Annotated in this window: 20 protein-coding genes and 2 pseudogenes; 9 read left to right on the forward strand and 13 right to left on the reverse strand. The window is 68.2% G+C overall.

Annotation, left to right across the window (positions count from 1 at the left end; all coding sequences use genetic code 11):
- Positions 1-326 precede the first annotated feature (326 nt).
- Entirely contained in the window at positions 327-1,100 is a 774-nt protein-coding gene (locus J4H86_RS21015) for a DeoR/GlpR family DNA-binding transcription regulator (protein WP_236539653.1), read from the forward strand.
- A gap of 9 nt (positions 1,101-1,109) precedes the next feature.
- On the opposite strand, the gene J4H86_RS21020 is transcribed toward J4H86_RS21015, so the two are convergent.
- The gene (locus J4H86_RS21020) at positions 1,110-1,988 is read right to left on the reverse strand and encodes an SDR family NAD(P)-dependent oxidoreductase (RefSeq protein ID WP_236539654.1); all 879 of its coding nucleotides are present in this window, start codon (positions 1,986-1,988) and stop codon (positions 1,110-1,112) included.
- A gap of 107 nt (positions 1,989-2,095) precedes the next feature.
- On the opposite strand from J4H86_RS21020, the gene J4H86_RS21025 reads away from it, so the two are divergent.
- The 3 genes from J4H86_RS21025 to J4H86_RS21035 all read left to right on the forward strand — a co-directional run bounded on the left by J4H86_RS21025 (position 2,096) and on the right by J4H86_RS21035 (position 4,349).
- Positions 2,096-2,482 carry a winged helix-turn-helix transcriptional regulator gene (locus J4H86_RS21025; protein WP_236544119.1) on the forward strand — a complete coding sequence of 129 codons (387 nt, stop codon included), beginning with the start codon at positions 2,096-2,098 and terminating at the stop codon, positions 2,480-2,482.
- 37 nt (positions 2,483-2,519) lie between these two features.
- Complete coding sequence (locus J4H86_RS21030) at positions 2,520-3,140, forward strand: DUF4291 domain-containing protein (protein ID WP_236539655.1); 621 nt, start codon at positions 2,520-2,522, stop codon at positions 3,138-3,140.
- A gap of 168 nt (positions 3,141-3,308) precedes the next feature.
- A complete protein-coding gene (locus J4H86_RS21035; RefSeq protein ID WP_236539656.1) occupies positions 3,309-4,349 on the forward strand; it encodes an acyl-CoA dehydrogenase family protein in 1,041 nt (346 codons plus the stop codon).
- 63 nt (positions 4,350-4,412) lie between these two features.
- Here the strand turns inward: J4H86_RS21035 and J4H86_RS21040 are convergent, their stop codons facing one another.
- From J4H86_RS21040 to J4H86_RS21075, 8 genes are all read right to left on the reverse strand, one after another.
- Positions 4,413-4,748: a hypothetical protein gene (locus J4H86_RS21040; RefSeq protein WP_236539657.1), complete on the reverse strand. Its 336-nt coding sequence runs from the start codon at positions 4,746-4,748 to the stop codon at positions 4,413-4,415.
- A gap of 11 nt (positions 4,749-4,759) precedes the next feature.
- Complete coding sequence (locus J4H86_RS21045) at positions 4,760-6,757, reverse strand: TOMM precursor leader peptide-binding protein (protein ID WP_236539658.1); 1,998 nt, start codon at positions 6,755-6,757, stop codon at positions 4,760-4,762.
- Positions 6,750-8,816 (reverse strand): YcaO-like family protein, encoded by a 2,067-nt coding sequence (locus tag J4H86_RS21050; RefSeq protein ID WP_236539659.1) that lies wholly within the window; start codon positions 8,814-8,816, stop codon positions 6,750-6,752. Before J4H86_RS21050 ends, J4H86_RS21045 begins: the two co-directional genes overlap by 8 nt.
- A 12-nt stretch (positions 8,817-8,828) precedes the next feature.
- Complete coding sequence (locus tag J4H86_RS21055) at positions 8,829-10,244, reverse strand: SagB family peptide dehydrogenase (RefSeq protein WP_236539660.1); 1,416 nt, start codon at positions 10,242-10,244, stop codon at positions 8,829-8,831.
- Positions 10,241-11,350 (reverse strand): thiopeptide maturation pyridine synthase, encoded by a 1,110-nt coding sequence (locus J4H86_RS21060; RefSeq protein ID WP_236539661.1) that lies wholly within the window; start codon positions 11,348-11,350, stop codon positions 10,241-10,243. The genes J4H86_RS21055 and J4H86_RS21060 overlap by 4 nt, the downstream gene beginning before the upstream one ends.
- Positions 11,307-12,317, reverse strand: a complete 1,011-nt coding sequence (locus J4H86_RS21065) for a thiopeptide-type bacteriocin biosynthesis protein (protein WP_236539664.1) — start codon at positions 12,315-12,317, stop codon at positions 11,307-11,309. The genes J4H86_RS21060 and J4H86_RS21065 overlap by 44 nt, the downstream gene beginning before the upstream one ends.
- Before the next feature lies 1 nt (position 12,318).
- Positions 12,319-15,003, reverse strand: coding sequence for a lantibiotic dehydratase (locus J4H86_RS21070; RefSeq protein WP_236539665.1), 2,685 nt, complete (start codon positions 15,001-15,003; stop codon positions 12,319-12,321).
- Between the two features lie 152 nt (positions 15,004-15,155).
- Positions 15,156-15,353 carry a thiomuracin/GE37468 family thiazolyl RiPP peptide gene (locus tag J4H86_RS21075; protein WP_236539667.1) on the reverse strand — a complete coding sequence of 66 codons (198 nt, stop codon included), beginning with the start codon at positions 15,351-15,353 and terminating at the stop codon, positions 15,156-15,158.
- A 569-nt stretch (positions 15,354-15,922) separates the two neighbouring features.
- Here J4H86_RS21075 and J4H86_RS21080 point away from each other — a divergent pair.
- The 3 genes and pseudogenes from J4H86_RS21080 (at position 15,923) to J4H86_RS21085 (ending at position 17,955) form a co-directional block, all read left to right on the forward strand.
- Positions 15,923-17,233, forward strand: coding sequence for a cytochrome P450 (locus J4H86_RS21080; protein WP_236539669.1), 1,311 nt, complete (start codon positions 15,923-15,925; stop codon positions 17,231-17,233).
- A gap of 27 nt (positions 17,234-17,260) precedes the next feature.
- Positions 17,261-17,656 (forward strand): annotated as a pseudogene (locus J4H86_RS27680) (methyltransferase); the annotation flags it as partial.
- A 152-nt stretch (positions 17,657-17,808) separates the two neighbouring features.
- A complete protein-coding gene (locus tag J4H86_RS21085) occupies positions 17,809-17,955 on the forward strand; it encodes a hypothetical protein (protein ID WP_236544204.1) in 147 nt (48 codons plus the stop codon).
- Between the two features lie 91 nt (positions 17,956-18,046).
- Here the strand turns inward: J4H86_RS21085 and J4H86_RS21090 are convergent, their stop codons facing one another.
- The 4 genes and pseudogenes from J4H86_RS21090 to J4H86_RS21105 form a co-directional block, all read right to left on the reverse strand.
- Positions 18,047-18,499 carry a hypothetical protein gene (locus J4H86_RS21090; RefSeq protein WP_236544205.1) on the reverse strand — a complete coding sequence of 151 codons (453 nt, stop codon included), beginning with the start codon at positions 18,497-18,499 and terminating at the stop codon, positions 18,047-18,049.
- 109 nt (positions 18,500-18,608) lie between these two features.
- Positions 18,609-19,640: pseudogene (locus tag J4H86_RS21095) on the reverse strand (MFS transporter); the annotation flags it as partial.
- Positions 19,641-19,710: 70 nt separating this feature from the next.
- Positions 19,711-20,547, reverse strand: a complete 837-nt coding sequence (locus J4H86_RS21100) for a cupin domain-containing protein (RefSeq protein ID WP_236539671.1) — start codon at positions 20,545-20,547, stop codon at positions 19,711-19,713.
- Between the two features lie 15 nt (positions 20,548-20,562).
- Positions 20,563-21,153 carry an NADPH-dependent FMN reductase gene (locus J4H86_RS21105; RefSeq protein ID WP_236539673.1) on the reverse strand — a complete coding sequence of 197 codons (591 nt, stop codon included), beginning with the start codon at positions 21,151-21,153 and terminating at the stop codon, positions 20,563-20,565.
- 389 nt (positions 21,154-21,542) lie between these two features.
- Between J4H86_RS21105 and J4H86_RS21110 the strand changes: the two genes are divergently transcribed.
- Both J4H86_RS21110 and J4H86_RS21115 read left to right on the forward strand, forming a co-directional pair.
- Positions 21,543-22,148: a response regulator transcription factor gene (locus J4H86_RS21110; RefSeq protein ID WP_236539675.1), complete on the forward strand. Its 606-nt coding sequence runs from the start codon at positions 21,543-21,545 to the stop codon at positions 22,146-22,148.
- A gap of 429 nt (positions 22,149-22,577) precedes the next feature.
- Positions 22,578-23,540 (forward strand): hypothetical protein, encoded by a 963-nt coding sequence (locus J4H86_RS21115; protein WP_236539676.1) that lies wholly within the window; start codon positions 22,578-22,580, stop codon positions 23,538-23,540.
- The last annotated feature ends 111 nt before the right edge of the window (positions 23,541-23,651 follow it).

Consider the following 23,651-nt stretch of genomic DNA (forward strand, 5'->3'; position numbering starts at 1 on the left):
GACCTGGGGCGGACGTCGTCACCGACACCGGCTGGGGCCCGTCTCCCCTCGGTGCGGGCGAACGCCCGGCGAACGGGGAGCGACACGGCGCAGCGGTCGAGCTGACGGTCGGTTCGCCCGTGCGTCGAGAACCAACGCACGGGCTGACGCTACATTTACTTAACTTGTGCGTCAATAGTTGTCACACGTGAGAACGTCTGGTTAACACAAGGTCCCCTGGCCTGCGGAAATCACGATCCGTGGGGCACGTGGGTGTGAATTTTCTATACAGTGGGTCGGTACGGTGTTCGACGAGCGCGCCCGACCCGCGGAGGGAACAACACCCGATGATTCCGGACCAACGACGAGAACGGCTGGTCAAGGAGCTGCGCAGCGCAGGAGTCCTGAGTGTGCGCGAGCTGTGTGACGTCCTGTCCGTCTCGCACATGACCGTGCGCCGGGACATCTCCGTGCTGGAGCGCGACGGCCGGGTGTACTCGGTGCCCGGCGGGGTGAAACTCGCCCGTCAGATCGAGACAGAGCCATCCTACCTGGACAAATCCGTCACGGACGTCGCGGAGAAGCAGGCCATGGCCAAGGCGGCCGCGGCTCTCGTGCAGAGCGGGCAGATGATCTACCTGGACGCGGGCACAACAATCGGTCACATGGTGCCGCACATCTGGGACATCCGGGATCTGACCGTCGTTACCAACGACCTCACTACGGCGGCCCGTCTCATCGACCACCCCAGTATCGACCTGTTCCACATCGGTGGCCGAGTGGACCGCAAGAACCGGTCGGTGGTCGGCGACATCGCCGCGCGAACGATGGGCGAGTTCAACCTGGACCTGGCGTTCGTCTCCACCAGCTCCTGGGACCTCAAGCGTGGGTCCACCACTCCGTCCGAACCGAAGGTCGTCCTCAAGCGCGCCGCGATGCGGGCCGCCGTCACCTCGGTCCTGGTCGCCGGAGCGGCGAAGTATGGATCGTTCGGCACCCTGAAGGTCGCCTCACTCGACCAGTTCGACCACATCATCACCGACGCGGGGTTCTCCCCCCACACCGCCGGCGAGATCCGCGCCAGCGGTGTGTACGTGGAACTGGCCGAACCAGGCGAGTGACCGTGTTGTTCAGCTCAGAGGAGTCCGCCGCAGCAGTGCCTCGGTGACCTCGGCGAGGCGCTCCGCGTTCGCCGGGTCCAGGGTTTTGAGATCGAGGGGAAGTGACTTCCCGCGATCGATCGCGGACAGGGGCTCCGAGGGCGGGCGCTCGATGAAGTCGTGGATGGGCGCCACAGACGCCTTCACGGGCCGTGCCGCCAGCCGAGCCGCCACCCGTAGCAGCAGCCGCACCGGAGCCGGGAGCGGGCTGAGGTCACCGCTGCGTGTGAAGCCCGGGTGGTAAAGCACGTAGCGGGCGGGGTTCTCCGCCTGGGCGGCGTAGGCCACCCCCAGGAGGTCGTTGGCCCTGCCGGCCTGGAGCTGGGCGGTGATCGTGCTGTAGCGGCGTTCCAACTGAAGGTCGTCCCAGTGGATCTCGCCCGCGGTCGCTCCGGTTCCCGCCACATTGATGATCACCGGGGTCTCGCTCTGGCGCAGCGCCGCGGCGAGTCCGTGACCCAGCAGGTACCGGCTGAGGTAGTACAGGGCGAAGGTCCGCTCCAGGCCCTCCTCGGTCACAATGCGCTTCGGCGCCTGCCTGTTGGCGAACAGGCCAAGCGCGTCCACGGTCGGGTGGCGTTCGGTGACTTGGTCGATCGCGGCACGCGTGGCGCTCACGCTGGAGAGGTCCACGGCGATGAACTCCATCCGGTCACCCGCGCCCGCCGCCGCGGCGTCCGCGAGTAGCCGCCGTCCCTTTTCGGCGTTGCTGCCGAGGACCACGGCCCGGTCGCCACGTGCCAGGCGTTCCATGGCCAGTTCGCGCCCCATACCGTCGGTGCCGCCGCTGATCACCACCACACGTTGGCGGTCCGGACGCTGGCGGTTGGGTTGGGTGGGGTCGGACATGCTTCTCCTCGGTGGTTACCGTCAGTGCGCACTACGATCATGGGTGACAGCGCTGTTCAGCGGAAGGAGGCAGTTTCTTGTCCGATACGCACACTCATGTGCCCTCGATGGTCAGCGCGTCGCTGCCGAGTCCGATACCCAGCGACGAGTTCGAGCGGTGCCCCGTCACCGACATCCTGCGTCGGGTAGGGGACAAGTGGTCCATCCTGGTCGTCGTACTCCTGGGGCGACGCACCTACCGCTACAACGAGCTCCAACGCGAGATCGAGACCATCAGCCAACGCATGCTGACGCGCACCCTCCGGGCCTTGGAGTCCGACGGACTCGTCCACCGCGAGGTGTTCCCCACCGTTCCACCGAGCGTCGAGTACAGCCTGACCCCGCTCGGCCGCTCCCTCCTCGAGCCACTGTCCGCCCTCGCGGACTGGGCCGTTCTGCACCAGCCCGACATCGCCGCCGCACGGGCGACGAACCGACCCCAGCGCGGAAATTGACTGGCCTCGTGCGGGGAGAAGGTGCACAGTCGCCTCTATGCCACCCTCTTACCGCCAGATCCGCGCCGCGTACACCGATGACACGGTGACGGTGTACCAGGCCTACGCGCCAACGATCGGTGTCCCCGCCGCCCGGGACGGCCGGTTCCCGCCGGAATGGAAGCGGGACCGGATGACCTGGATCAAGCCCTCGTTCCTGTGGATGATGTACCGCTGCGGGTGGGGTCGGAAGCACGACCAAGAGACCGTCCTGGCGGTCGAGATCACCCGCGCCGGCTTTGAGTGGGCACTACGCGACGCGTGCCTGTCCCACTACACCCCGGCCGTGCACACCGACAACGACGACTGGAAACGTCAGCTCCGCGAGTCCTCCGCCCGTGTCCAGTGGGACCCGGAGCGCGACCTGCGTCTCCAGCCGCTCGACCACCGATCCCTCCAGGTGGGGCTGTCCGGCGTGGCCACCCGACGCTACGCCGACGAGTGGATCGTCACGATCACCAACATCACACCCCTCGCACACGAGATCCACACCCACGTCCGCGCGGGAAACCTGGACACGGCCGGTGACCTGTTGCCCGAGGAACACCCCTACCCCACGCCTCCGGAGGTTATCGACCACCTCCGCCCCACCGAGGACGAAGCCGAGTCCCCGGAGTGACGGTGGGGCGTGTACGGCACGCCCGGTCGACGACCCGGCACTCGCCCCGCCCGCTCCGGGATGTCCGCCGCCGAGCCGGGAATGAAGACTCTCGGTGGGACGCCCCGGACGGGGAGCCCGACGTCGGCGGCGACCGGCGGTGTGAGTCAGCGAGTCAAGGAGGTGTTCGTGGCCGAAACCGATGGTCCGGCCGGGGGTTCACGGTCGCTGGACGCGGCCGCGGCAGTGGCCGAGCAGGTGCTCTTTCCGGCGGCATTGGAGGTCGACACCGCCGAACGGGTCCCGGAGGGACACTTCCAGCGGATCGCGGAGATCGGGTTCTACGGATTCGCCGCACCGGACGGCCTGAACACCCTGGACCTCCCGGACTTCGCGTCCGTCTGTCGCGCCGTGGAGACGCTCGCCGGGGGATGTCTGACGACCACTTTCGTCTGGCTGCAGCACCACGGGGCCGTCACGGCCGCCGCGAACACCCAGAACCACGCCCTGCGCGACACCTACCTCGAATCCCTGCTCACGGGAGAGCGTCGCGCGGGCGTCGCGGTCACCGCCGCGGTCCGACCCGGTCTACCCCAGTTGCGGGCTGAGCCAGCGAGTGGGGGATGGTACCTCGACGGCGTCGCCCCCTGGGTGACCGGTTGGGGAATGATCGACACCCTCTACGTCGCCGCACGCGACGCCAACGACGCCCTCGTCATGGCGCTTGTCGACGCCGAGGAGAGCGAGTGCCTCCAGGCGGGACCACCCGCGCGGCTCGTGGCCACGAACGCCGGCCGCACGGTCACGTTGCGCTTCTCCCGGTACTTCCTGCCGCGGGAGCGGGTCGCGTCGATCACCCCGCGAGAGACCTACCTACGAGGCGACGCGGAGACGGTGCGGTTCAACGGGAACCTCGCCCTCGGTGTCGCCGGTCGGGCGATCACCCTCATGGGAGAGGACGGACAGGCGCTCTCCGCCCAACTCTCTCGGACCCGGGACCGGCTGCTCTCCACGACCCCCGAACACGTCCCGACGGCGCGCGCGGCCACCTCTGAGCTCGCGATGCGCACCGCCGCCGCGCTCACGACCTACGTTGGTGGCCGTTCCCTGCTCACCGACGCGCACGCCCAGCGGTTGGTCCGGGAGGCGACGTTCCTCCTCGCCTTCGGAACACGCCCGACGATCCGGTCCGCCCTCCTGCGAACGCTCAGCACGCGCGAGTCGACCTGACCGAGAGACCGTGAGGACACGCCTCCCCGGGTGCGATGGCGCTCCACCACACCCGGGGAGACGTCACCCGTTCAGCGCGAGGCCGAGACCAGAAAGGGTCTCGTTGACACTCTTCCCCTCGGTGACCGCCTCGAGATCGAACATGTAAACCGACGTCGGCGGGTAGCCGATCCTCTCGATCGAACGGCTCACACTGAAGCATCCGTCGACGTACTCCGGTCCGTCCCAGAGATACACCGCGCCCCACATCTGACGCTCCGCGTCGGAGAACCACGCCTTGAGACGCAGGCCCTCCAGCTCCGAGAACGCCGCGATCGCGTGCTCCCGGAGGTACTCTCGGAGACTCTCCGGGGACTCCGCGGAATGACTGAGGTCCCACGCGACGATCATCACCTGCATGGTTGCGCTCCTTAGGGAAATGGATGCGGGTGGTGGCTGATGTCCTCGGGCCGCAGTGGGCGGTCCTTGTACCCCAGGGCGTGCGGCACGTCGTGCAGCCGAGGAAGGCCGTCAACCCGCCGGAACTCGTGACCGAACGTCATGGGCAGCGTGCCGGGAATGATGACCTTGACGCAGACGAAGCCGCCCGCGCGGTGCTCCGGGGTGCTCTGGTCCACGACGATGACATCGAGGCCGCGTTCGTGGAGTCGACGCAGGAGCTCGGCGAGGTCGTCGCGCAGGTCGTCGCTGGCGGGGATGCGTGGCATGTCGGAGATCGGGCGTGCCGTCGCGGCCGTGCCCAGGAAGTCGAAGCGGGAGAACGCGTCCGGATGGCCGTAGAGCTGGGTGTGGTGCGCCATCCGGGTCACGAGCGAGGGGTCACGCACCATCTCCCGGGCCTGCTCCTGCAGGGCGGGATCCTGCGACGCGAAGTTGGCCGTCATGGGGCCGAGCTCGTTCAGGGACCGCTCGATCGCTCGCTCCGGATCGAGGTGTGACCCGCCCGAACAGGCGACCTTCGCTGTCGCGGGGTCATCGGTGGGGTTCACGGCCATGGTCCACACGCACGGGATTCCGTACTCGAGGGTCGTGTCGAAGGTGTGCACCGAGTAGCCGGTCTCCTGCTCGATCGTTTCGACGAGGAGCGGTAGAGCGGGGTTCCGCGCCGTGGAGACGTCGACCCGGTTGACCGACATCCTCGCGTACCACGTCATGAGGAACGAGTCCCGCTCGGCCACTTCGAGGATTCCGTAGAAGATGGCCTCCTCGATGCTGCTGCCGAGCGCGCACCCGTTGGAGCACTCGTAGACGAACGGCGGGTTCTCCGGGCCGGCCCGCCGCATCAACCGGTAGTACACGTAGTTCTCGGGCACCAGGATTGGGGCCGACCGCGAGAAGGAGTAGCCCCACACCCACGAACAGGGGACGTCCTCGGTGAACCTCCGGAACCCGAAGCCGGGAACGTGCCGTTCGGGCGGATAGAGCCCGAGGGTGCGCGGGTCGAGCGCCTGCTCGGCCACTTCGGTGAAGGGTGCGTGGACGACCGTTCGCTTCCCGGCGGCGTGCGTGCCCCCGTATCTCTCCAACGCCTCCAACAGAGCGACCACGCGACTCGAGTGATAGCTGCGGGTCCACCCGAATCCGTACTCGACCGAGTCCGCGTGCGCGCCCAGCTCCGCGGACGCCGTGACGACCCCGGCGCCGCTGCCCTTCGTCATCGTGTGGACGAGACCGCACTCGGAGTCGACGTACAGGCGCTCCAGTGCGTCCCAGTGTCTCTCGACGTCGCGTACACGGAACGTCTCGGGGGACACCTTCGGGCGAGGGAGCAGGTCGATACGAGCGAGGGACGCGGAGTCGTCCGGACGGCTGTCGCAGCGGACGCACCGGGGGTCGGTGAGGAAGCGGTGGGTCGTCACCTCGAGGGAGTCCAAAGCGACGACCACCAAAGCGTTGCGCGTGCGTGCCGTCCCCGGATCCGAGGCGACCCGGTGGACCTCGTCGACGACGATCCCGGCCACCAGGTCCGCCGCCAGCGGGGTGAGCCACGCCGACGGTCGGTTCGCCATGGTCTCACCGTGCAGTCGTCGTACCTCCGCGTGACCCTGAGGGCTGGATCGGGCCGAGCGCCTGCGGAACTCCGCACAGTCCACACATCCGGGAACCCCGGGGGACTCCGCCGGCCCCACCACGACCCGGCCGAGTTCGGCCCGCACCGGGACCCAGGTCACGTCCGCGGCGACGGCGGCCGCGCGTACGCGTGGATACGGTTCGTCGTCCCAGCCGTCGCTCGCCACGACCACGACGGAGCCGGTTGGGAACGAGGTGCGCCCCGGTGTGGCCAGCGTGAGCTCGGCTTCCCCCAGGGCGGCGTGCTCCGAGACGATGGCGTCCGCCAGCACGCCCGCCCCGACCAGTGTAAGAGCGGGTTTGTTGGTGACCTCGACTTTGGCGGTCGGACTAGGCATCGACGAGCACCACCCTCACGACGAACGGGACCTTCGAACTCACCTCTGGGTCGTGGTCGAGGGGGACGGCGAGCGGGCGACGGCCCCGCGTCACTAGTCGGGCCGTGAGGTCGGCGATGCCCAGTGGCTCCTGGTGCCCCACGGAGACGCTGGGACCGTCGTGCCGCCTCACAGGCAGGTCGGGAGCGGTCGGCGCGTAGACCCACTGCCGCTGCGCGTCGGCCTGGTAGGCCAACAGAGCCCGCTCCATCGCTTCGCGAAGGGCCTCCTGGAGAGTCGTCCCCGTCGCCACCGTCACGGGATCCCCGGCACGGAAGCAGGCGACTGTGGGGACCCCCAGAGCCGATGTCGCCTCGTGGAAGGTGAACCCCGGACTGATCCGCGCCAGCATCGACCGGTACCGATCGGCGTCGTCGCCGACGGTCACTCCGCGAGGATCGAGGAGCGGCGACAGCGCGGACGACGCGGCGATGTCGTCCGTCGCGATCTGTTGGCAGTGTTCGAGGAGCGCGGACTTGACGGCCTCCTCCCAGCTGTAACCCGCGGCCGTACCCGTGTGGAGAGCGTAGGCGCCGTACCCGGAGGTCGAGTCGGGGTGCGCCCGCCCGCGCCGCAGGGCCGGAAAGACGATGTCGGGGGCCACCAGGGTGGCGGAACCATCCGCCAGGTCGTATGCCCAGCAACGGACGCCGGCATCGCCCTGGCGCACGGCGTTCAGCATCGCCTCAGGGGAGGTGGCCCCCCAATCGGGGGTCTCGCCCCGGGGAGAAGCGAACCGTCGCGGATCGACCATCAGTGAGCCGTACAGAGCGAACGCCCGAAGCACCGCGCGGTGCCGCGCGGTCTCGAAACTGAGGCCCGCGGCGACCGCCGTCGGCACCCCCTCACGGTCGTCGAGGAGCCCGACCGGGTCGGACGACTCCACCCGACAGGTGTGCAGTGGGAACTGGGCCAGCTCACCCTCATCGGGTTCACCGATGGCACCGAGTTGGTCCCCGGTGCACAACACGGCGGCTCGTGAGAACTCCTCCCACTCCTGCCCTGGATGGTCCGCCAACGCGGCGATCCGCTTGAGAAAACCGGCTTCGGTGTCAGGTCTGACGTCCGACTCCGCCAGCGGGTGCGCGAGGACGCGGTGCGTCGTGCCGCCGAGTGTCACCGGATCCAGGCACGTCACCACCCCTTGCTCCCCCGGCGGGATTCCGGTGGTGGCCCGCAGGACGCCCTGGACCGCCCGCACAGCCGCCGCCCGTGCCGCCAAGCGGGGGAGCGGGGCGGCCGGCGTCGTACCCGCGTCCTCGGCCGGCCGTCGCGCGGCTCCACGTCGTCGCACGGACTCCCAGTCCACACCCGAAGGCGAGATCCACACGGCCCGGCGCCAGAGGACGACCCGCGCGAGGGTGATGGCCTCTTCGCGACAGACCGTTCCCAGCGGATCGGGACCACTCACCGACGGCGTCTCCGAGGCGTGGAGAACGAGGTCGACGTCGGCGAGCAGGCGCCGCAACCGTGTCTCCGACGGATGGAGGTCCACGTGCTCGGTCGGTCCGGGAAACGACGAGGCCCCAGGCTGGGTGGACATCGGGTCGAAGCCCGAGTCCGTCTCGCCCGTGACGACCACACGCAGGTCCTCCAACCCAGCGGCGACCGCGGCCGCAGTGGTCGCCGCCAACAGGCGACCCGACCCGAGCACGACCGTCCGCGTCGCTTGGAACCGTGTGAACGCGGCCGCTCCGTCGGCGCGGAAATACCGAAGGAAACTGGCGCCGAGGGGAAGCTCCGGTGACGGAGCGGGAGGGTGCGCGGCGCCGTCCACGTCGCGGAGGGCACCACGGTCACGCAGCGTCGTGACCAGGTCCTCCACCAGCCGTCGCCGCTCTGGCGAGAGGTTCGCGGTGAGATCGCCGAGGCTGTGTCGTCCGTTGAGGTAGGGGGCGAGGCGTTCGATGACCAAATAGATCGAATCGCCGGTCAGGTGCAGTGATCCGTGATGGCTGAGTAGGTAGACACCCTCGGGCGACTTCGCGTAGTAGACGTCGGGACGCAGCAACAGTCCCACTCGGTCCTCCTGTCATTCGTCCGGTCGTCGACTGCCCAGGGAGAATTCGCCAACGGCGCTCTCCGCTGCGTAATCCACCCCTGTCGCGGCGTTGAAGTCCGTGGCGTCGCCACCTCCGAGGCCGCAGGCGGCAAGCCCCATCGCCGTCGCCGCCAGATACATCGACTGGTACAGAACGCCGACGTGCTTGAGGACCAGGGAGTAGGGCATCTGTTCGTAGGTCCAGGCGAGCCGGCCGAATCGGGCGGTGAGCACGAGGAGGACCTGGGGTGGCTCGGCTGCCGGTGCGGCGCGCAGGGCCGCGCGCAGAAGGCGGCGCACCGGAGGCCCACCCGGACTCACCGTGCGGAGCCCGTGGGAGTGCGAGTCGTAGTGGTACATCCCCGAGGGGAGACCCGACACGCGTCGGACCACGGGGTAGATCTCCAGCTCGTAGGCCGATCCGCCGGACGGGTGTGGGCGGTTGGGGTATTCCACGCCGTCCACCTCGCGCGTCGTCCGCACCCGGGCACACCGGTAGAGGAACTCGCCAAGCTGGTCCACGGTGATCGGGTGGTCGTCGTCGTGGTGCCGCACGGATCGGCGGTCCTCGACGACGGCGGCGAGCGGTGGATCGTCCCGACGGATCCGTGTCAGGTCCGCCGCGGGCAACGGGATCTCAGGGCCCGGGTAGGGGGGCCGCCGACCGGGGAGCGGAGTATGGAGCCCGCGGGCCCACTGTGTGCGCCCATACGCCTCCTCCCGGTCGGAGCGGTCGGTCATACGCGACTGGCGGTGGAACCACAGTTCGTGTGGTGTCCACTGGCTCAGCGTGAGGTCGGAATGCTCCCCGCCGTCCGGGGCCTCCATCAGGCCGGCACGTCGCAGGTCCCGCAGCAGGGCGTCGACGGTCACGGCTTCGACCCCCAGGTCGGACAGCCTCGACAGTGTGGCGAGGTCCGACGCGCCGCCGGCGAGTACACCAAGCGCCGCCTGGACCCCCACATCGAGGGTCTCCAGTCGCGCGTTCGCCAGCGGTGACTCCGCGACGAGACCGTCGCGGTCGCGGCGCAGCACCGTGAACCGGGAGAGCCGAAGCCTGGACTCGACGTCTTCCCGCGTTGGACCCAGTTCGGGCCCAACGGGACGGAGGGTGTAGAGCGCTCGTTCCCCGAGGTGGGGCGTCACGGACAGCCAGCCGCCGCGCCGCAGTCGTTCGAGCAGCGCGTCGACCTCGTCCGCTGTCGCCCCAGACGCTGACGTGAGGCGCGACCGAAGGCAGCCGTGGGCGAGCTGGCCGAGGACCGACGTGAGCCATGGAAGGTTTGGCCCCACCTCCTCGTTGCGCCGGCCCGTCGCCAACCAGACGCCGTCGTGGCCTCGGGCGCACGACACCCCGCCCACCAACCGGAGTTCCACCTCGTGGCCGCCCCACTCCAGGTTCCTCACACGGGCTCCTCACGAATGTCCGATGTCGGGGCCGGCGGCTCCTCCTCGATCTGACGCATGGCCGAGACTCCGAACACGTCCTCGACGGCACGTGCGGCCAGGTGGCACAGCAGGAAGCGTTCCTGTGGCGTGACGCCGAGCTGGGTCAGGAACAGGTAGGTGTGGTTGAGCATCGTTCGGTAGAGAACGAACCAGTGTGCGGTCATCGAGTCCATGACCGCCGGGTTGTGGAAGGCCGCACGGTGGTAGGGGCTGACGTGCACCAACGGGGGCGGATTCCCGTTGGCGTCCGTGGAGAACCCGTGCTCGGTCGGGAGCTGGCCGCGTGCCAGGAGTTGGGATGCGCGGACGTGGTACGACCGCGTGATCGAGGTCCAGTCCGCCACGAACTCGGAGGTCGGGGCGTCGCCGTCCAGTCCGGCCACCGTGTCCGACACCCGTCGCCGCAGGGTGGCCTCGTGGAGGCGATAGTGGTCGTCCCAGGGGCCACGAAGAGTCTCGGCCCCTGGGTACATGGCGAGAAAGGCGTCCGCGTGGGACCGGAACGACATGAACCCTGTGGTGACGCCGACGCCCGACAGGACGTGGGCGGTGGCGATCATCAGGTCCAAGGCATGGCCGAGACGGGGTCGACCGGTCGACACGTCTTGGAGTATCCGGAACGCGAGCTCGGTGGTGTCGGCGTGGAAGTCGGCGAGCAGGTCTACCGCCTCCTCACTGCCCAGGGCGCGGGGCCGACGTTCGAATGGAGCCTCGTGCAGGGTGTTGTTCGGGCGCCACGGCGTCAGCGGTCCGTGCTCGTCCTCGAGCCGTGCGAGTTCGCGGTGCCGCTGTTCGTACTCCTCGGGGGCCAACACCGTGCGGGACGGATGGCGTGAGAGGAACCCTCCGATCGTCTCGCGTGCCGCGGGGCGTACGACGCCCGCCATCGTCGCCGCGTCACAGCGCAGGTGGAGGCGTACGTGCGGTCCCAACCGCCAGTGACGCGTGAAGGACATCGCGGGAATCGTGGACGACAGGCGTCGGAAGAACGGCCGCACGGCCTCCAGGAGCAGGTGGTCCTTATCCCTGTCGTAGTACACGACGTGCAGACTGCGCCACGACACCCGTGTCCTCCCCGTTCTCGTTCCCCTCGGGAGCTTCCTCGGAGGCCAGCTCCCTGACAGCGTCGGCCGCCATCCCCCGCACCACGTCCTCGGCGTTCAGCAGCACGCCGATCCGGTTGCAGAACAAGTGGGCGCAGGTGTCCAGCACCTGGAACACCTCGATCGCCGGACGGTCCTCCGACGGGCACCGTTCCAGGGCGTCCCGAAGCGCGGTGACCGACCGGGACCAGTCGACGAAGGTTCCGGAGCGCCGCACCTGGTCCACGTGTGAGGCCAGGGTCCGCAGACTTCGCGCGATCTCGGTCGCCTCGCCGGTCGCCCCTCGGCCACCCCTGCGTGGGGAACCGCCCAGACCGAGGAGGTCCACGGACGCTGGCACCGTCGGACTCGCGGTACCGATCCGTTCGGCCAGGCTGGGCAGGTCCGGCTCACACGCCAGCCAGGCGAGCAGGATCGCCGCGTAGGCGCTGGTGGTGCGTTGCTCGGACGTCGTTCCCGGACGGAGTAGCTGGGACGCGAGCTCGCTCGACTCCGTGAAGTGGCGCTCCACGGCCTCGATCGCGGAGTTCCTCCCATACCGGTCGTGCTCACGGGAGTAGGGGAGGCACACCAGGGAGTTGTCGGGTCTCAGCTCGGTGGCGAAGGACGACTTCCGTTCCCGCCGGGAGTAGGAGGCCGCGAGGTGCAGGTAGTGGTCAAGCCGCATCCGTCCTCGGCTCGGGTTGTCGCGGAGGTAGGTCTCCAAGCGGTTCCGGAGCAGCTCCTCGACCGCACCGCGTCGACCGTCTTCCGGCAGGACGCGTAGCCGCACGTGCGGTCCGCCCTCCCAGTACCGCAGGAAGAACCAGTCGCGCAGTGCGTTCTCGGCCCGGAGTTCCCCCATCAGGGGGGCGATCCCTTCGGACACGAGCCCCTCCAGGTCGTCGTGCCGGAACACGTGGACACTGATCCAGTCCGATTCGGCCATGTCAGCTCCCTGGGTCGGAGAGTTCGACGAGAAACTCGGTCACGGCGGGGTCGGCCTCCGGGGCGCTGGCCTGGTCCGGAGCGGGCAACGCCTCCTCGAACACCGCCATGGCGGATGTGCCGCCCACCATCCGCTCGAAAGCGGCGACCAGGAACCAGTTGGCGAAGTCCACGTAGAAGGGCTTGTGGCCCTTGCCCCACAGCCAGTCCGGGTCGGTGTGTCTGCTGCCGTCGGAGCCTGGAGCGGATGCCCACACCCGCACGAAGCACTGGGTTGGCACGCGGTGGGTTCGCAGCCAACGCAACAGACGGAGCCAGTACTGGGTGTCGGACTCTCCTGACGGGCGTCGTGGAACCTGGTCCGCCGGTGCCACCCAGCACGCTCGCCGGAGAACGACGGAGCCGACGGCGACGCGCCGGTAGGCCGTCACGGACTCCGGCGTTGTCAGCTCGTTATCGGCGACGAGCGCCACGTGGGGATAGGTGTAGAAGCTGTGGCCGAACACCTGCGTGAGGAACTGGGCCGCCGAGGGAAGGAAGAGATCGCCCATCATGCCGACGTGGAGCGGCACGACACCGACCTCCCGGCTCTCGCTGCGCAGCCGGAGGAGTCCGACCGAGTCGTCGTGAACGACGACGCAGTCGCCCAGGCGGATCCGTTCCGAGTCCGGGCGCGTGCTCGAGGTGAAGGGGTAGTCGAGCTCGTGTGAGACCGCCGCGGTCCGGACGTTGACGGTCGATCCGAACTGACCGCTCAGTTCAGCCATCAGAGGGCCCGCGGCGGGTGCCGACGGCTGGCGGTCGGCGGGCGGAATTCCCCCCGCTCGGTCGACGAGGTGTGCCACGCGGCTCCTGCCCCGGCCGTGGCCGTTGTGCATGGCGTTGAGCACGAGTGACGGATCCCGCTCCCTGTTCGTTGCCTGTAGGTAGCAGGCGACGGAGGGCGAGGTCTCGACCCACCGGGGCCAGATGGTCGCCCAGGCGACCATCTCCGTCGGGTCGACGTGAACGACGCCGTCACGTACGTCGGTGGAGAGAACCGCGTCCCGCGCGGCGTCCTGGAGATGGGCCAACTCGCGAAGCCGCGGAAGCTGACTGCCGGTCAGGGGCCGGAGGAGCTGGGTCCGGGCGTGCATCAGCCGTACGACCTCCCGTGCCGCGGGAGTTCGACCGCCGTCGTCGCCGTGGCGCAACTCCTGGTGCAGGGCCCGGTGCGCCGCCAGGAAAGGCACGGCCGTGCCGGGACCGAACCGTTCGCGGAAGAACTCCGCGAAGGCCAGCTTGAGGGGAAGGGACGGGTCGAACAGAGCCAGCCAGCGGCGAACCGCGTCCAGGTCCTTAAGGGCGGGGTGCCACCGAGTGACCGCGCACGCCGTCGCGGGTTGGACATGGACGGAGCTTTCGTGGAACGCCCACTTCGCCGTCCGTGCGTCCACCTTGGTCGGTAGCGCCACGTGCGTGGCGACGCGATCGAGGAGCCGCGTCAGGTGCCGCTGGCGCTGGCCGTGCCCGGCGAGATCATCCACCGGAACGTCGCGGCCGGCCTCGTCGTGTAGTTCCCCGATCAGGGTGGCCAAAGGGGTGAGCCGCGCGTCGCGGGTTTCGGCCAACCACCGTGCCAGTGCGTCGAGGGGGGCCTTCGCGAGGTCCGGTGTGGGCGGTACCACCTCCAACAGCCCCAGCTCGACTAGCCCGTCCAGAAACGCTTCGACGTCGGCACCAGGGGCGTTCCCCAGGCGCGTCAGCGCGTCGCGCAGGTTCGCCCGGGGACACGCGGTACCACGTTCGAGGATCCCGGCGCACGCACGGAGGGCGGCGGTCGCGGGCATCGTCATGATGGCCTCGTCCGGGCGCGGCCCGACGAAGCTCACCCGGTCGCCGGTGAACGTCGCGCTCGGGTTGAGGCGCAGCGGTAGCGAACGCCTGAGCTCCGGATCGGTGGACAGGCTTCGGACCAGTCCTTGGACGAACGCCCCGTCCAGTTCGACCACAGCACGCACCCGTGGCCGGTCCACTATTCGCACCGCTGGTCCGTCGGCGCTCCACTCGCCGAGTCCGCTGACCATGAAGGTGCTGTACGGGCTGGTCTTGGCCGACGCCCGCGCGACGTACGAAGCCAGCGCGACCTGCGCGCGAAAGCGCGGAGCGCGGGGTGCCCCGCCCAACCAGGCGGAGACCTCCGCGGACAGTGAAGGGCTCGCCTGCGCGAGACCGCGGCGTAGGTTCGGGTGTCGCGCCGCGGCGCGGAGCGAGTCGAGTCTCTCCTCACGCTCGGCGGCGAACACCTCCTGAAGTCGCTCGATCTCACCGGGCGCTTCAAGGAAGTCACTGATCCACCGACGGACGTGATCGGCGAGGTCGAGGGGGAGAGCGCGCGCCACGATGGGGTTCCATTCGGTCTCCCGTGGGGCACGCGGTCTGTGCAGAGCCCTCCGGAGACCGACCATATGTGGTTTCGGTGGACCGTCCGGCAGGGTGCCGATGACGTCGTAGAGAGCGTCCGCGAGTTGTCGGGCCTCCGACTCCAGCCGGTGATGGTGCTCCGCGATCTCGTTGAGGGCTGTGAACGAACGTTCGAACCGAAGCCCCCGCAGAACCCGTACGGGAAGACCGGCCACGCGGACGACCGGGGGTGCCCCCACACGCGTACCGCCGGGCAGGGTCAGCGATGAGATCTCGGCGGCCATCGAATCGATTCTCAATTCACCGTCCATCCAGACCGTCCGCCCGTGCCATTCCTGGTGACCCGAAGGATTTGCCCTCATGGCCACCAGGGTTGTTGGGTCAGTGATTGGTCATTTTTACAGGGCGGATGTCAGGGACAGGTGGCCGGAATCGGTCAGCATGCCGGGCTGCTGCATGCGCACTTCGCTTCGTTGCAGATTGAGGAGGCACCGTTCTCTGGAAGTCCGTGGCCTTCGGTCAGGGTCTCGAGGGTGAGGCCGCGGTCCGCGAGGTCGAAAACATCGACAGGGACCGAGCTCAGGTCGAACTCGAGTTTGTCTGAGACGGATCCGTTCGGTTTGGGGTTGGGCACACCTAACTCCTCTCCTGGTCATCGTGCTTTCGCACGAAAATGCCAAGCGGATTTCGCTTGGACATCTGAGGTGCCCATGTCACCGGGTTCGGAATTTGTTCGCACCCGGCGGAGGGCTGTGACAGGGGGTAGTTGTTGGTAGCACTCTGCAGAGAGTAAGTGAGGTGGTTGGAGGGGTCAAGAGGCAGGTCAGAGTGCATGAGATGGTGAGGTCTCGGTCAATCCGAAACTGGGACACCGGATGGCTGTGTGGCGTGTGATGCCCCCGGGGGTGAGGTGATTCTAATGTCCGAGGGCGAGCGTGTCCCGTTCTCCGCGTCGTTTTCACCGGCGGGACCTGGGGGGTTCGAACGGCGCTGTGCGATCGAAGTCGATGATTTGTGGTCATGATTGGGTGTGTGCAGATTTGGGTGGCCCATCTCCTATCCCATTGTCTATTGCGCATTCCCCGAGTTTGTGTTCTTGTGGTCAATCGGAAAGGGGTAACGAGGGACTAGCTGTACGGCGACCCTGTTCTCCTGCGTAGCGAACACGCGTAACCGAGGAGACCCGACCGCGGAAATGGTGCCATGCGTCTGACGCGAGACATCGCCCGTCAGGTGAAACGTCCACCGAGTCTTCCGTATCCACGAATCGTGCAGACCGCCCTGTGGTTCCGTGACCCAAAGGGTGTGCTTACCCGGTGTCAGGAACGCTTTGGCGACGTGTTTCGTGTCGAAATGGCGCACCAGGGTACCTGGGTGTTCCTCAGTGGCCCAGAGGACGTCAAAAGCGTCTTCACCGCACCGGCGGACCAGGTCCACGCGGGCGAGGGGAACGCGATGGTGCGTCCCGTCCTCGGGGAGAACTCCATCCTGCTCTTGGACGAGTCCGCCCACCTGGAGCAGCGCCGGCTCATGCTTCCGTCCTTCCACGGAGCACGGACCAGGAAGTACGCCGACCAGATGACGGAGATCGCCGCTACGGAGATCGACGGATGGCCGCGTGCGCGTCCGCACCGGGTGCGGGCGAGCATGCAGGCGATGACGATGGACTACATACTCCACGTCGTGTTCGGTGTCACGGACGCGGAGTGGCTGGAACCACTGCGAGAGAAACTCAACCGGCTCCTCACCATCGGCGCCGACCCGAAGCACGCCCTGTTCCTGCTCGCGTTCGGACCGGACCGGCTCGAGCGGTTCCCCCCATTCCGGCGCGAGATGCGTGAGATCGACCGACTGATCTACGGGGAGATCGCTCGACGGTCGAACGCGCCGGACCTCGCGGATCGGGAGGACGTCCTCTCGATGCTCCTCCGCGCACAGCATGAGGACGGCGCGCCGATGACGCGTCGCGCGTTGCGGGACGAGCTGGTGACACTACTGGTCGCGGGGCACGAGACCACCGCGTCGGCGCTGGTCTCGGCGGTTCGTGAGTTGGTCCTTCATCCCGACGCGCTCGCCCGCTTGACGGACGACGTGCGATCCGGTTCCGACGTCTACCTCAAAGCCGTGATCCACGAGACGCTGCGTCTGCGTCCAGTGATCTCCATGATCCCGCGCACGCTGAAACGACCGATGGAACTCGGTGGTTATCGGATTCCCGCCGGCGTCAGGGTGGCACCCGCGATCTACCTGCTGCACCGTCGGCCCGATCTCTACCCCGAGCCCGACCGCTTCCTACCGGAACGATTCCTGGGCGGGCCTCCCGATCCCTACACCTGGATTCCCTTCGGCGGGGGCGTTCGTCGGTGCCTCGGCCGCGCGTTCGCGCAGCTAGAGATGGAAACCGTGTTGCGCGAGCTGGTGCGCCGCGTGGACCTTCATCCCGTCCCGCCGGGGCAAGCGGCGCGTGGCGGCGGAGCCGTGCCGACCTACGACGCCGAAGTGGTCGTCACCTGACCGAGTCGAGTACCGCGTGGTTGAGGGGTGAGCACCGTTTCCATCGATGGACGACAGGCACAGCACATCGGCTGGATCCAGCACGTCAACGGGTGGACGGAGTTCTGCGGCCTGAGGATCGAGGTTGACCCCGGGGTCTTCGTGCCGCGGCACCGCTCGGAGTTCCTCGTGCGCGTGGCGGCGGAGCTGCTCCCGCCGCGGGCCGTCGTCGTCGACCTGTGCTGTGGGTCGGGAGCGGTGGGGGTCACCCTGTGTTCAGCCAGCCGTGGAATCGAACTCCACGGCGTCGACCTCGACCCCGCCGCCGTCGCGTGTGCCCGCAGGAACGTCGCCCCTGTCGGCGGCAGGGTCTACGAGGGGGATCTCCTCGCGCCGTTGCCCGCCGACCTCACGGGTCGGGTCGACGTGATCGTGGGTAACGCGCCCTACATCACCAGTGACGAGAGCGGTCGTCTGCCCCTGGAGGTGCGTCTCTACGAATCCCGAATGGCGTTCGACGGCGGGAGCGACGGACTTGACATCCACCGGCGGTTGCTCCCGGAGGCAGGGCGCTGGCTCGCCCCGGGGGGTACCTGGTGCTGGAGTTGCATGAGAGCCAGGTCTCGTACGCGACCGAGCTGTTCACCGAGAACGGGCTCACGCCGCGCGTCATGTCCTCGGCGGAGGCCGACGCCACCGTCATCGTCGGCGTCAGGTCAGAGCCCGACGCCACGGGCGGCTGATCGACGGCGCCCACCAAACGCCCCCGGTTCGGATCTGAGGCGGCCCCGTTCCGGGGCTTTTCGTGTGGGCCCTGGAACGGGGACGGGGATCTCACGCCTGAGCTGGAGCGCGTTCCGGTTCCTGCGAGGTGACTTCGTCCTCGGCGGAACCGTCGCCGGCCTTGGGGCGGAGGTACAACGCGGCCAGTATGGCCAGTACCAGTGCGACGGCGGCGCTCAGGTAGGAGACGGTGGTCAGTCCGGTCGTGAACGCGTTCTCCGCGGCGGCCAGCAGTTCTCCCGCCTGTGCTGCGGGCAACTGTTCGGCGATCGCGGCCGCGGACGGCATCCCCTGCTCGGCCGCCGAGGTCACCGACTCCGGCAGGCCCTCGGGCAGGTCCACCCGCAACCGGTAGATCATCGCCAGTAGGGAACCGAAGACGGCGATCCCCAGCGCGGCGCCGACCTCCGCGCCGGTCTCCGACATCGACGCCGCCGATCCGCTCTTCTCCTTGGGTGCCACCCGCAGCACGATCGTGTTCACCAGCACGATCAGCGGGCTCACTCCCAAGCCGACGATGACCGAACCGAGGATGGGCCAAGGCGAGCACCGTGCCCCCTTGGGACAGTCCGTACAGACCGAAGCCGACGGCCGCGAGCAGGAGCCCCAGGGCCATCGCCCGATTCTCACCCAGTCGATTCGAGACCCTCGGGGTCAGCAGTGAACCAAGGACGGACGCCACCGCCTGGGGGATCATCCAGAGTCCCGCGGCCCCCGGGGAGAAGCCCAGAACCAACTGCAGGTACTGGGCGAACAACAACCCGAAGGCCCCCATCGTCATGGACGCGACCAGCATCGTGCCCAGGCCCACGCTGAAGACTCGATGGCGGAACAGACTGAGGTCGAACAGCGGGTTGGCGAGACGCCGCTGGAGACGCACGAAGACCCACCCGAAGGTCACCCCCACCACCAACGCGACGACCGTCGACAACTGGATCCCGTAGTTGGCGGCGTTCTTGATCGCGTAGACCGTCGGCAGGATCGCCAGCAAGGAGAGCACCACGCTCGCCAGGTTCATCCGCCCAGGGGCGGGGTCGCGGTACTCCGGAAGCAGGAACGGCCCCGCGAGAAGCACCAGCGCCATCACCGGCACACCGATCAGGAACACGGATCCCCACCAGAACCACTCCAGCATGGCGCCCCCGATCACGGGTCCCAGGGCCAGGCCGGCCATCAGCGTGGATGACCAGATCGCGATCGCCAGGCCCCGCTGCGTGGCGTCGAGGAAGAGGTTACGGATCAGCGCCAACGTGGAAGGCATCACCGTCGCTCCGGCGACGCCCAGGAGCGCACGCGTCGCGATCAGCATCTCGGCGCTGGTGGAGAAGGCGGCGAAGACGGACGCCACGGCGAAGGCGGCGGCGCCCATCATCAGCAGGCGGCGGCGACCGATCCTGTCGCCAAGCGCACCCATGGTGACCAGGAGACCCGCGATCATGAACCCGTAGATGTCCAGGATCCACAGTTGCTGGGTGTTGCTGGCGCCCAAATCCATGGCGATGGCGGGGATCGCCAGGAACAACACCGTGATGTCGACAACCAGCAGCAGACAGGGCAGAACCAGGACCGCCAACCCGAGCCACTCTCGTGCGCCGGCCCGCGGTGGGGAAGCGGAGGGCGGAGAACCGTCCGTCGTTGTGTGCATTACGTACTCCAGTGGGGAATGGGGCGACAGCGCGGACTGGGCTCGAGCCGCCCGGCCCCTGGGCGAGAGGTCAGGCCTGGTGGGGTGGCGTGCCGAACCCGTCCTCGTAGGTCGGGTAGTGCAGGCCGACGGCCACCGTGTCCTCCTCGATCTCGAAGACGGCGGAGACACCCTTGGGCATGTAGAGCATCTCCCCGGCCCGCACCCGAAAGACGCGGCCCTCACTGCGCACGGTGAACGCGCCCTGGGTCACCGCGGCGACCTCGTCGTAGGGGAAGTCGAACTCGAAGACGCCACCCCGACGGAAGTCCGAGTAGGCCATGCCCATAGGCGATCCCTCGGCCTTGTCCGCGAGGTAGCCGACGTACGCGCCGTGGTTGGCGTCCAAGGTGATCCACTGGGGCACGTCGGAGATAGAGAAGACCTGCATCGTCGTAGGATCGAAGAACCCGCCGCCCGCCTCCGGGCCACGGGGGGCGACGACGGGCGCGGACGATTCATGGTCGGTGTCGGTGTCGGTGTCCGCTTTGTACTCCGCCAGCGTCAGGCCCTGCGCTTTGGCGAACGTGGGGTAGTGCACGCAGATCATCTCCAGGTCCTCCTCGATCTCGAAGGTCCCGGGGACGCCGCGTGGCTGGTTCAGGATCTCGCCTTCCCGTGCCGTGATCCTTCGTCCGCCGGTGTGAATCGTCAGGCTGCCCTTGGTCACTACACTGACCTCGTCATAGGGCCAGGTGAACTCGAAGCGCACCCCCCTTCGGAACCGGACGAAGGCCATGCCCATCGAGACGCCTTCCTCATGGTCGGCGATGTAGCCGACATGCGTGCCCTCGTCTTCGTCGGTCCAGCTCCACAGTCTCGCGTCATCAGCGGTGTAGGCGGCGATTCGGGTGGGGTCGAAGCTCATGGTCACTACCTCTCTCTACGGGGTGAAGGGGCGTTGGTTCCGGGCGTCGCGCAGTGCGTAGGCCCACCAGTTCAATTGATCCATGAACGACTTGGCCGCGCCCTCGAGCGACACGCCGTCGGTGGTCTCGCCGTTGTCATCGAAGCGGTCCCAGTAGTTGTCGAAGCTGATGGTGTTGCGGATGGTGGCCGCGTGCACCTCGTTGAACACCGCACGCAGCTGCTCGACGGCGGACAGGCCGCCGCCGATTCCGCCGTAGGACACGAAACCGACGGGCTTGGCGCTCCACTCTTCGAAGTACCAGTCGATGGCGTTCTTCAGTGACGCGGGGTATCCGCGGTTGTAGACGGGCGTGACCACGATGAAGGCGTCGGCCTCGGCGAGTCGGGGTTGGAGTGCCTTGACCGGGGCGGGTGTGGGAGCGTTCTCGTCGTCCCCGGCCAGGATCTCCGGCAGCGCGGCGTCTTTCAGGTCGATCACGTCGACGTTGAGGTCACCGCGCTGTCGGGCGCGTTTGGCGATCCACTTCGCCGGAGTGGGGCAGAAGCGGTCCGTTCGGGTGCTGCCGATGATCACGGCGATGTTCAGGGGATTGTCAGTGGGCATGGGAGCTCCTCGTTGTTGGGCTGCGCCCCGGGGCGCCGCGCCGTCACGGCGACCCTGCGGAGTCCGTCGGAGTGGAACGCGAGCTGAGCGAACCCGGTGTCAGGCCCCGGGAGGGGCTGTGCACCGGTGTCCGACGGGGTGTGGCGTGCCGGTTCGGACCGTCGCCTCGGTTGTTCGTGCGCTCCGGCCCCGGACGTCCATCAGTCTTTCGAGGAGTGGCCGTGTGGGGTAGTTCGCTGGTCACGGATCCTGTGTGTGCGTTGGTCATGCGGTGGTGTGAATCCGTCATGCCTCCGTGGGCGGAAGCTCACGCCACCGCCGGACGGTAGCCTTTTGCGCGGGTGCGACGGGCCGCGTCACATCACTGGGAGTACGAGGGGCGGGTGCCGATGATCCGAGTGGTCCTCGTCGAGGACATGCGTATGATCCGCGCCGCGTTGGTCTCCTTGCTCAGGCTGGAGCCTGACATCGAGGTCGTCGCGGAGCTGGACTCCGGCGACGGAATCCTGCCCGCCGTGCGTGAGCACCGACCCGATGTCGCGGTGCTCGACATCGACCTGCCCGGAACCGACGGTCTCACCGCCGCCGCCCAGGTACACGAGCGATATCCACAGACCCGCACGCTGATCCTCACCGCCCTCGGCCGCCCCGCGAACCTACGGTGCGCGCTCGAGGTGAAGGCCAGCGGTTTCCTACTGAAGGACGCGCCGCCCGAGGAACTGGCCGCCGGGATCCGTGGGGTACACGCGGGCCGACGCGTCGTGGATCCCCAGCTCGCGGTGGAGGCACTGGAGAGCGAAGAGTCGCCCCTGACAACGCGCGAACTGGACGTGTTGCGGCTCACCGCCGAAGGCAGCGACGTCTCCGAGGTCGCCGGCCACCTCTTCCTCACCGTGGGTACGGTGCGCAACTACCTCACCTCGGTGGCGACGAAGCTCAACGCCCGTAACCGCGTGGACGCCGTACGCATCGCCCGCGAGTACGACTTGATCTGAGCCTCGATGGGGCTGGTGCGAGGAGGTCATCGGGCGACGCCCATCTCCCCGATCGCGCCCTCGGCGACGCCATCCAGTCGCGTCGCGCGAACCGCCGGGGAGTGATCTCCTCCGCACCGCGCTCCACGGTCCCGGCCGAGCGAGCCGGTTCACCTGACATGACGCGCGATATACCGACACCGGGAAACCGGTGAATCGGCGGACGGTGGAGAGCATCCGCGTGTATGCTACATCATGATTTGACTAATGTCAATGTGACACGCCGTATGTGGCTTCATCGTGAGTTCCTCAATATCTCGGCGTAATCGGAACACCCCAACTCATGGCATACGTTGGGCCCTACGCGTGAGGCGAACGTGCTGGTGGGGGGCACCAGTACACGCCGAGGCGCCACGGGACCACCGAGAACGGCATGCGGAAGGGGGGAGCATGTCCGAACCCGACGAGGGCGAGGAACGGCGTCCTTACCAGGGGGAAGCCGAGCAGGAGGGCGAACAGCCGAAGAAGAGGCGCATCGACCTGTCGGCGCCGCAGGTCGTCGCGGGTGGTGTGGCCACCCTGACCGCCGCCACGGCCGCGTCCTTCCTCGGTGTCTATGGGACCATCGCCGGCGCGGCGGTGATGAGCGTGATCAGTACGGCCGGGACCGCGATCACCCAGCGTTTCATCGAGGACGGCCGGGACAAGGCGAAGGAGACCGCACGGGCGGTCGCCGACCGTTCGGGTCGGACGGTCGTCCGGAACCCGCGCGAGGCCACACCCTCATACGGTGAGGGAGCCGCTGGGAGCGCACCGGATCCCGACGTCACGCGGGCGATGCCAACGGTCGACGAGACGGTGCCGGCGACGACGTCCTTCGCCGCGGGTGGCGCGGGTCACGGCGAGACCCGTGCCGTCGCGCACCACGGCGACGATGACGACGGCGAGGACGAGCGCACGTGGTGGCAGCGCTACCGCGTCTACGTGTTCTCGGCCGCGGCTCTCTTCGTCGCGGTCATGATCGTCATTCTGGTGTTCGAACTGCTCACCGGTCGCAGCCTGTCCGACACGGTTCGCGGCGAGGGGGGGCACTCGAGTCCCTCCCTGCTCGGGGGCGTCTCACAGTCCGAGGATCCTGGAGGCGACACCGACACCGGTGACACCACCGACACTGACGGCGGCGGCCCGGACGACCAGCGCGACCAGGACGACCCCGGAACGACCGACCAGGACCAGCCCGGCGGCTCCAACGAGGGGACACCCCAGACACCCGAGGGAGGGGACACCCCACCTCAGGAGGAGACCCCAGGCTCCGACGGCGGCTCCAACGGCCAACCGGACGAAGGCGTGCAGGAACCAGCGCCCCAGGAAGGGCCCGGAGCCGTCCAGCCGGAAGGTGGGGGAGCGGAGTGAGGGAACTAGGTACGCACGCCGCAGGGGAACGCTGACCCCCACCAGGGAGTCTCCACATCATCAGTGAATGCGCACAGCCATCGTGTGGTTGTGCGCATTCACTTCTTCCCG

Origin of the sequence: Spiractinospora alimapuensis (assembly GCF_018437505.1) — a bacterium.
In the GTDB taxonomy this organism is placed as follows: Bacteria; Actinomycetota; Actinomycetes; order Streptosporangiales; family Streptosporangiaceae; genus Spiractinospora; species Spiractinospora alimapuensis.

Excerpts from the sequence above, each read along its gene's own strand:
- J4H86_RS21015 (WP_236539653.1), top strand. The coding sequence starts at position 327 with ATGATTCCGGACCAACGACGAGAACGGCTGGTCAAGGAGCTGCGCAGC.
- J4H86_RS21020 (WP_236539654.1), bottom strand. The coding sequence starts at position 1,988 with ATGTCCGACCCCACCCAACCCAACCGCCAGCGTCCGGACCGCCAACGT.
- J4H86_RS21025 (WP_236544119.1), top strand. The coding sequence starts at position 2,096 with ATGGTCAGCGCGTCGCTGCCGAGTCCGATACCCAGCGACGAGTTCGAG.
- J4H86_RS21030 (WP_236539655.1), top strand. The coding sequence starts at position 2,520 with ATGCCACCCTCTTACCGCCAGATCCGCGCCGCGTACACCGATGACACG.
- J4H86_RS21040 (WP_236539657.1), bottom strand. The coding sequence starts at position 4,748 with ATGCAGGTGATGATCGTCGCGTGGGACCTCAGTCATTCCGCGGAGTCC.
- J4H86_RS21045 (WP_236539658.1), bottom strand. The coding sequence starts at position 6,757 with ATGCCTAGTCCGACCGCCAAAGTCGAGGTCACCAACAAACCCGCTCTT.
- J4H86_RS21065 (WP_236539664.1), bottom strand. The coding sequence starts at position 12,317 with ATGGCCGAATCGGACTGGATCAGTGTCCACGTGTTCCGGCACGACGAC.
- J4H86_RS21070 (WP_236539665.1), bottom strand. The coding sequence starts at position 15,003 with ATGGCCGCCGAGATCTCATCGCTGACCCTGCCCGGCGGTACGCGTGTG.
- J4H86_RS21080 (WP_236539669.1), top strand. The coding sequence starts at position 15,923 with ATGCGTCTGACGCGAGACATCGCCCGTCAGGTGAAACGTCCACCGAGT.
- J4H86_RS21100 (WP_236539671.1), bottom strand. The coding sequence starts at position 20,547 with ATGAGCTTCGACCCCACCCGAATCGCCGCCTACACCGCTGATGACGCG.
- J4H86_RS21105 (WP_236539673.1), bottom strand. The coding sequence starts at position 21,153 with ATGCCCACTGACAATCCCCTGAACATCGCCGTGATCATCGGCAGCACC.
- J4H86_RS21110 (WP_236539675.1), top strand. The coding sequence starts at position 21,543 with ATGATCCGAGTGGTCCTCGTCGAGGACATGCGTATGATCCGCGCCGCG.
- J4H86_RS21115 (WP_236539676.1), top strand. The coding sequence starts at position 22,578 with ATGTCCGAACCCGACGAGGGCGAGGAACGGCGTCCTTACCAGGGGGAA.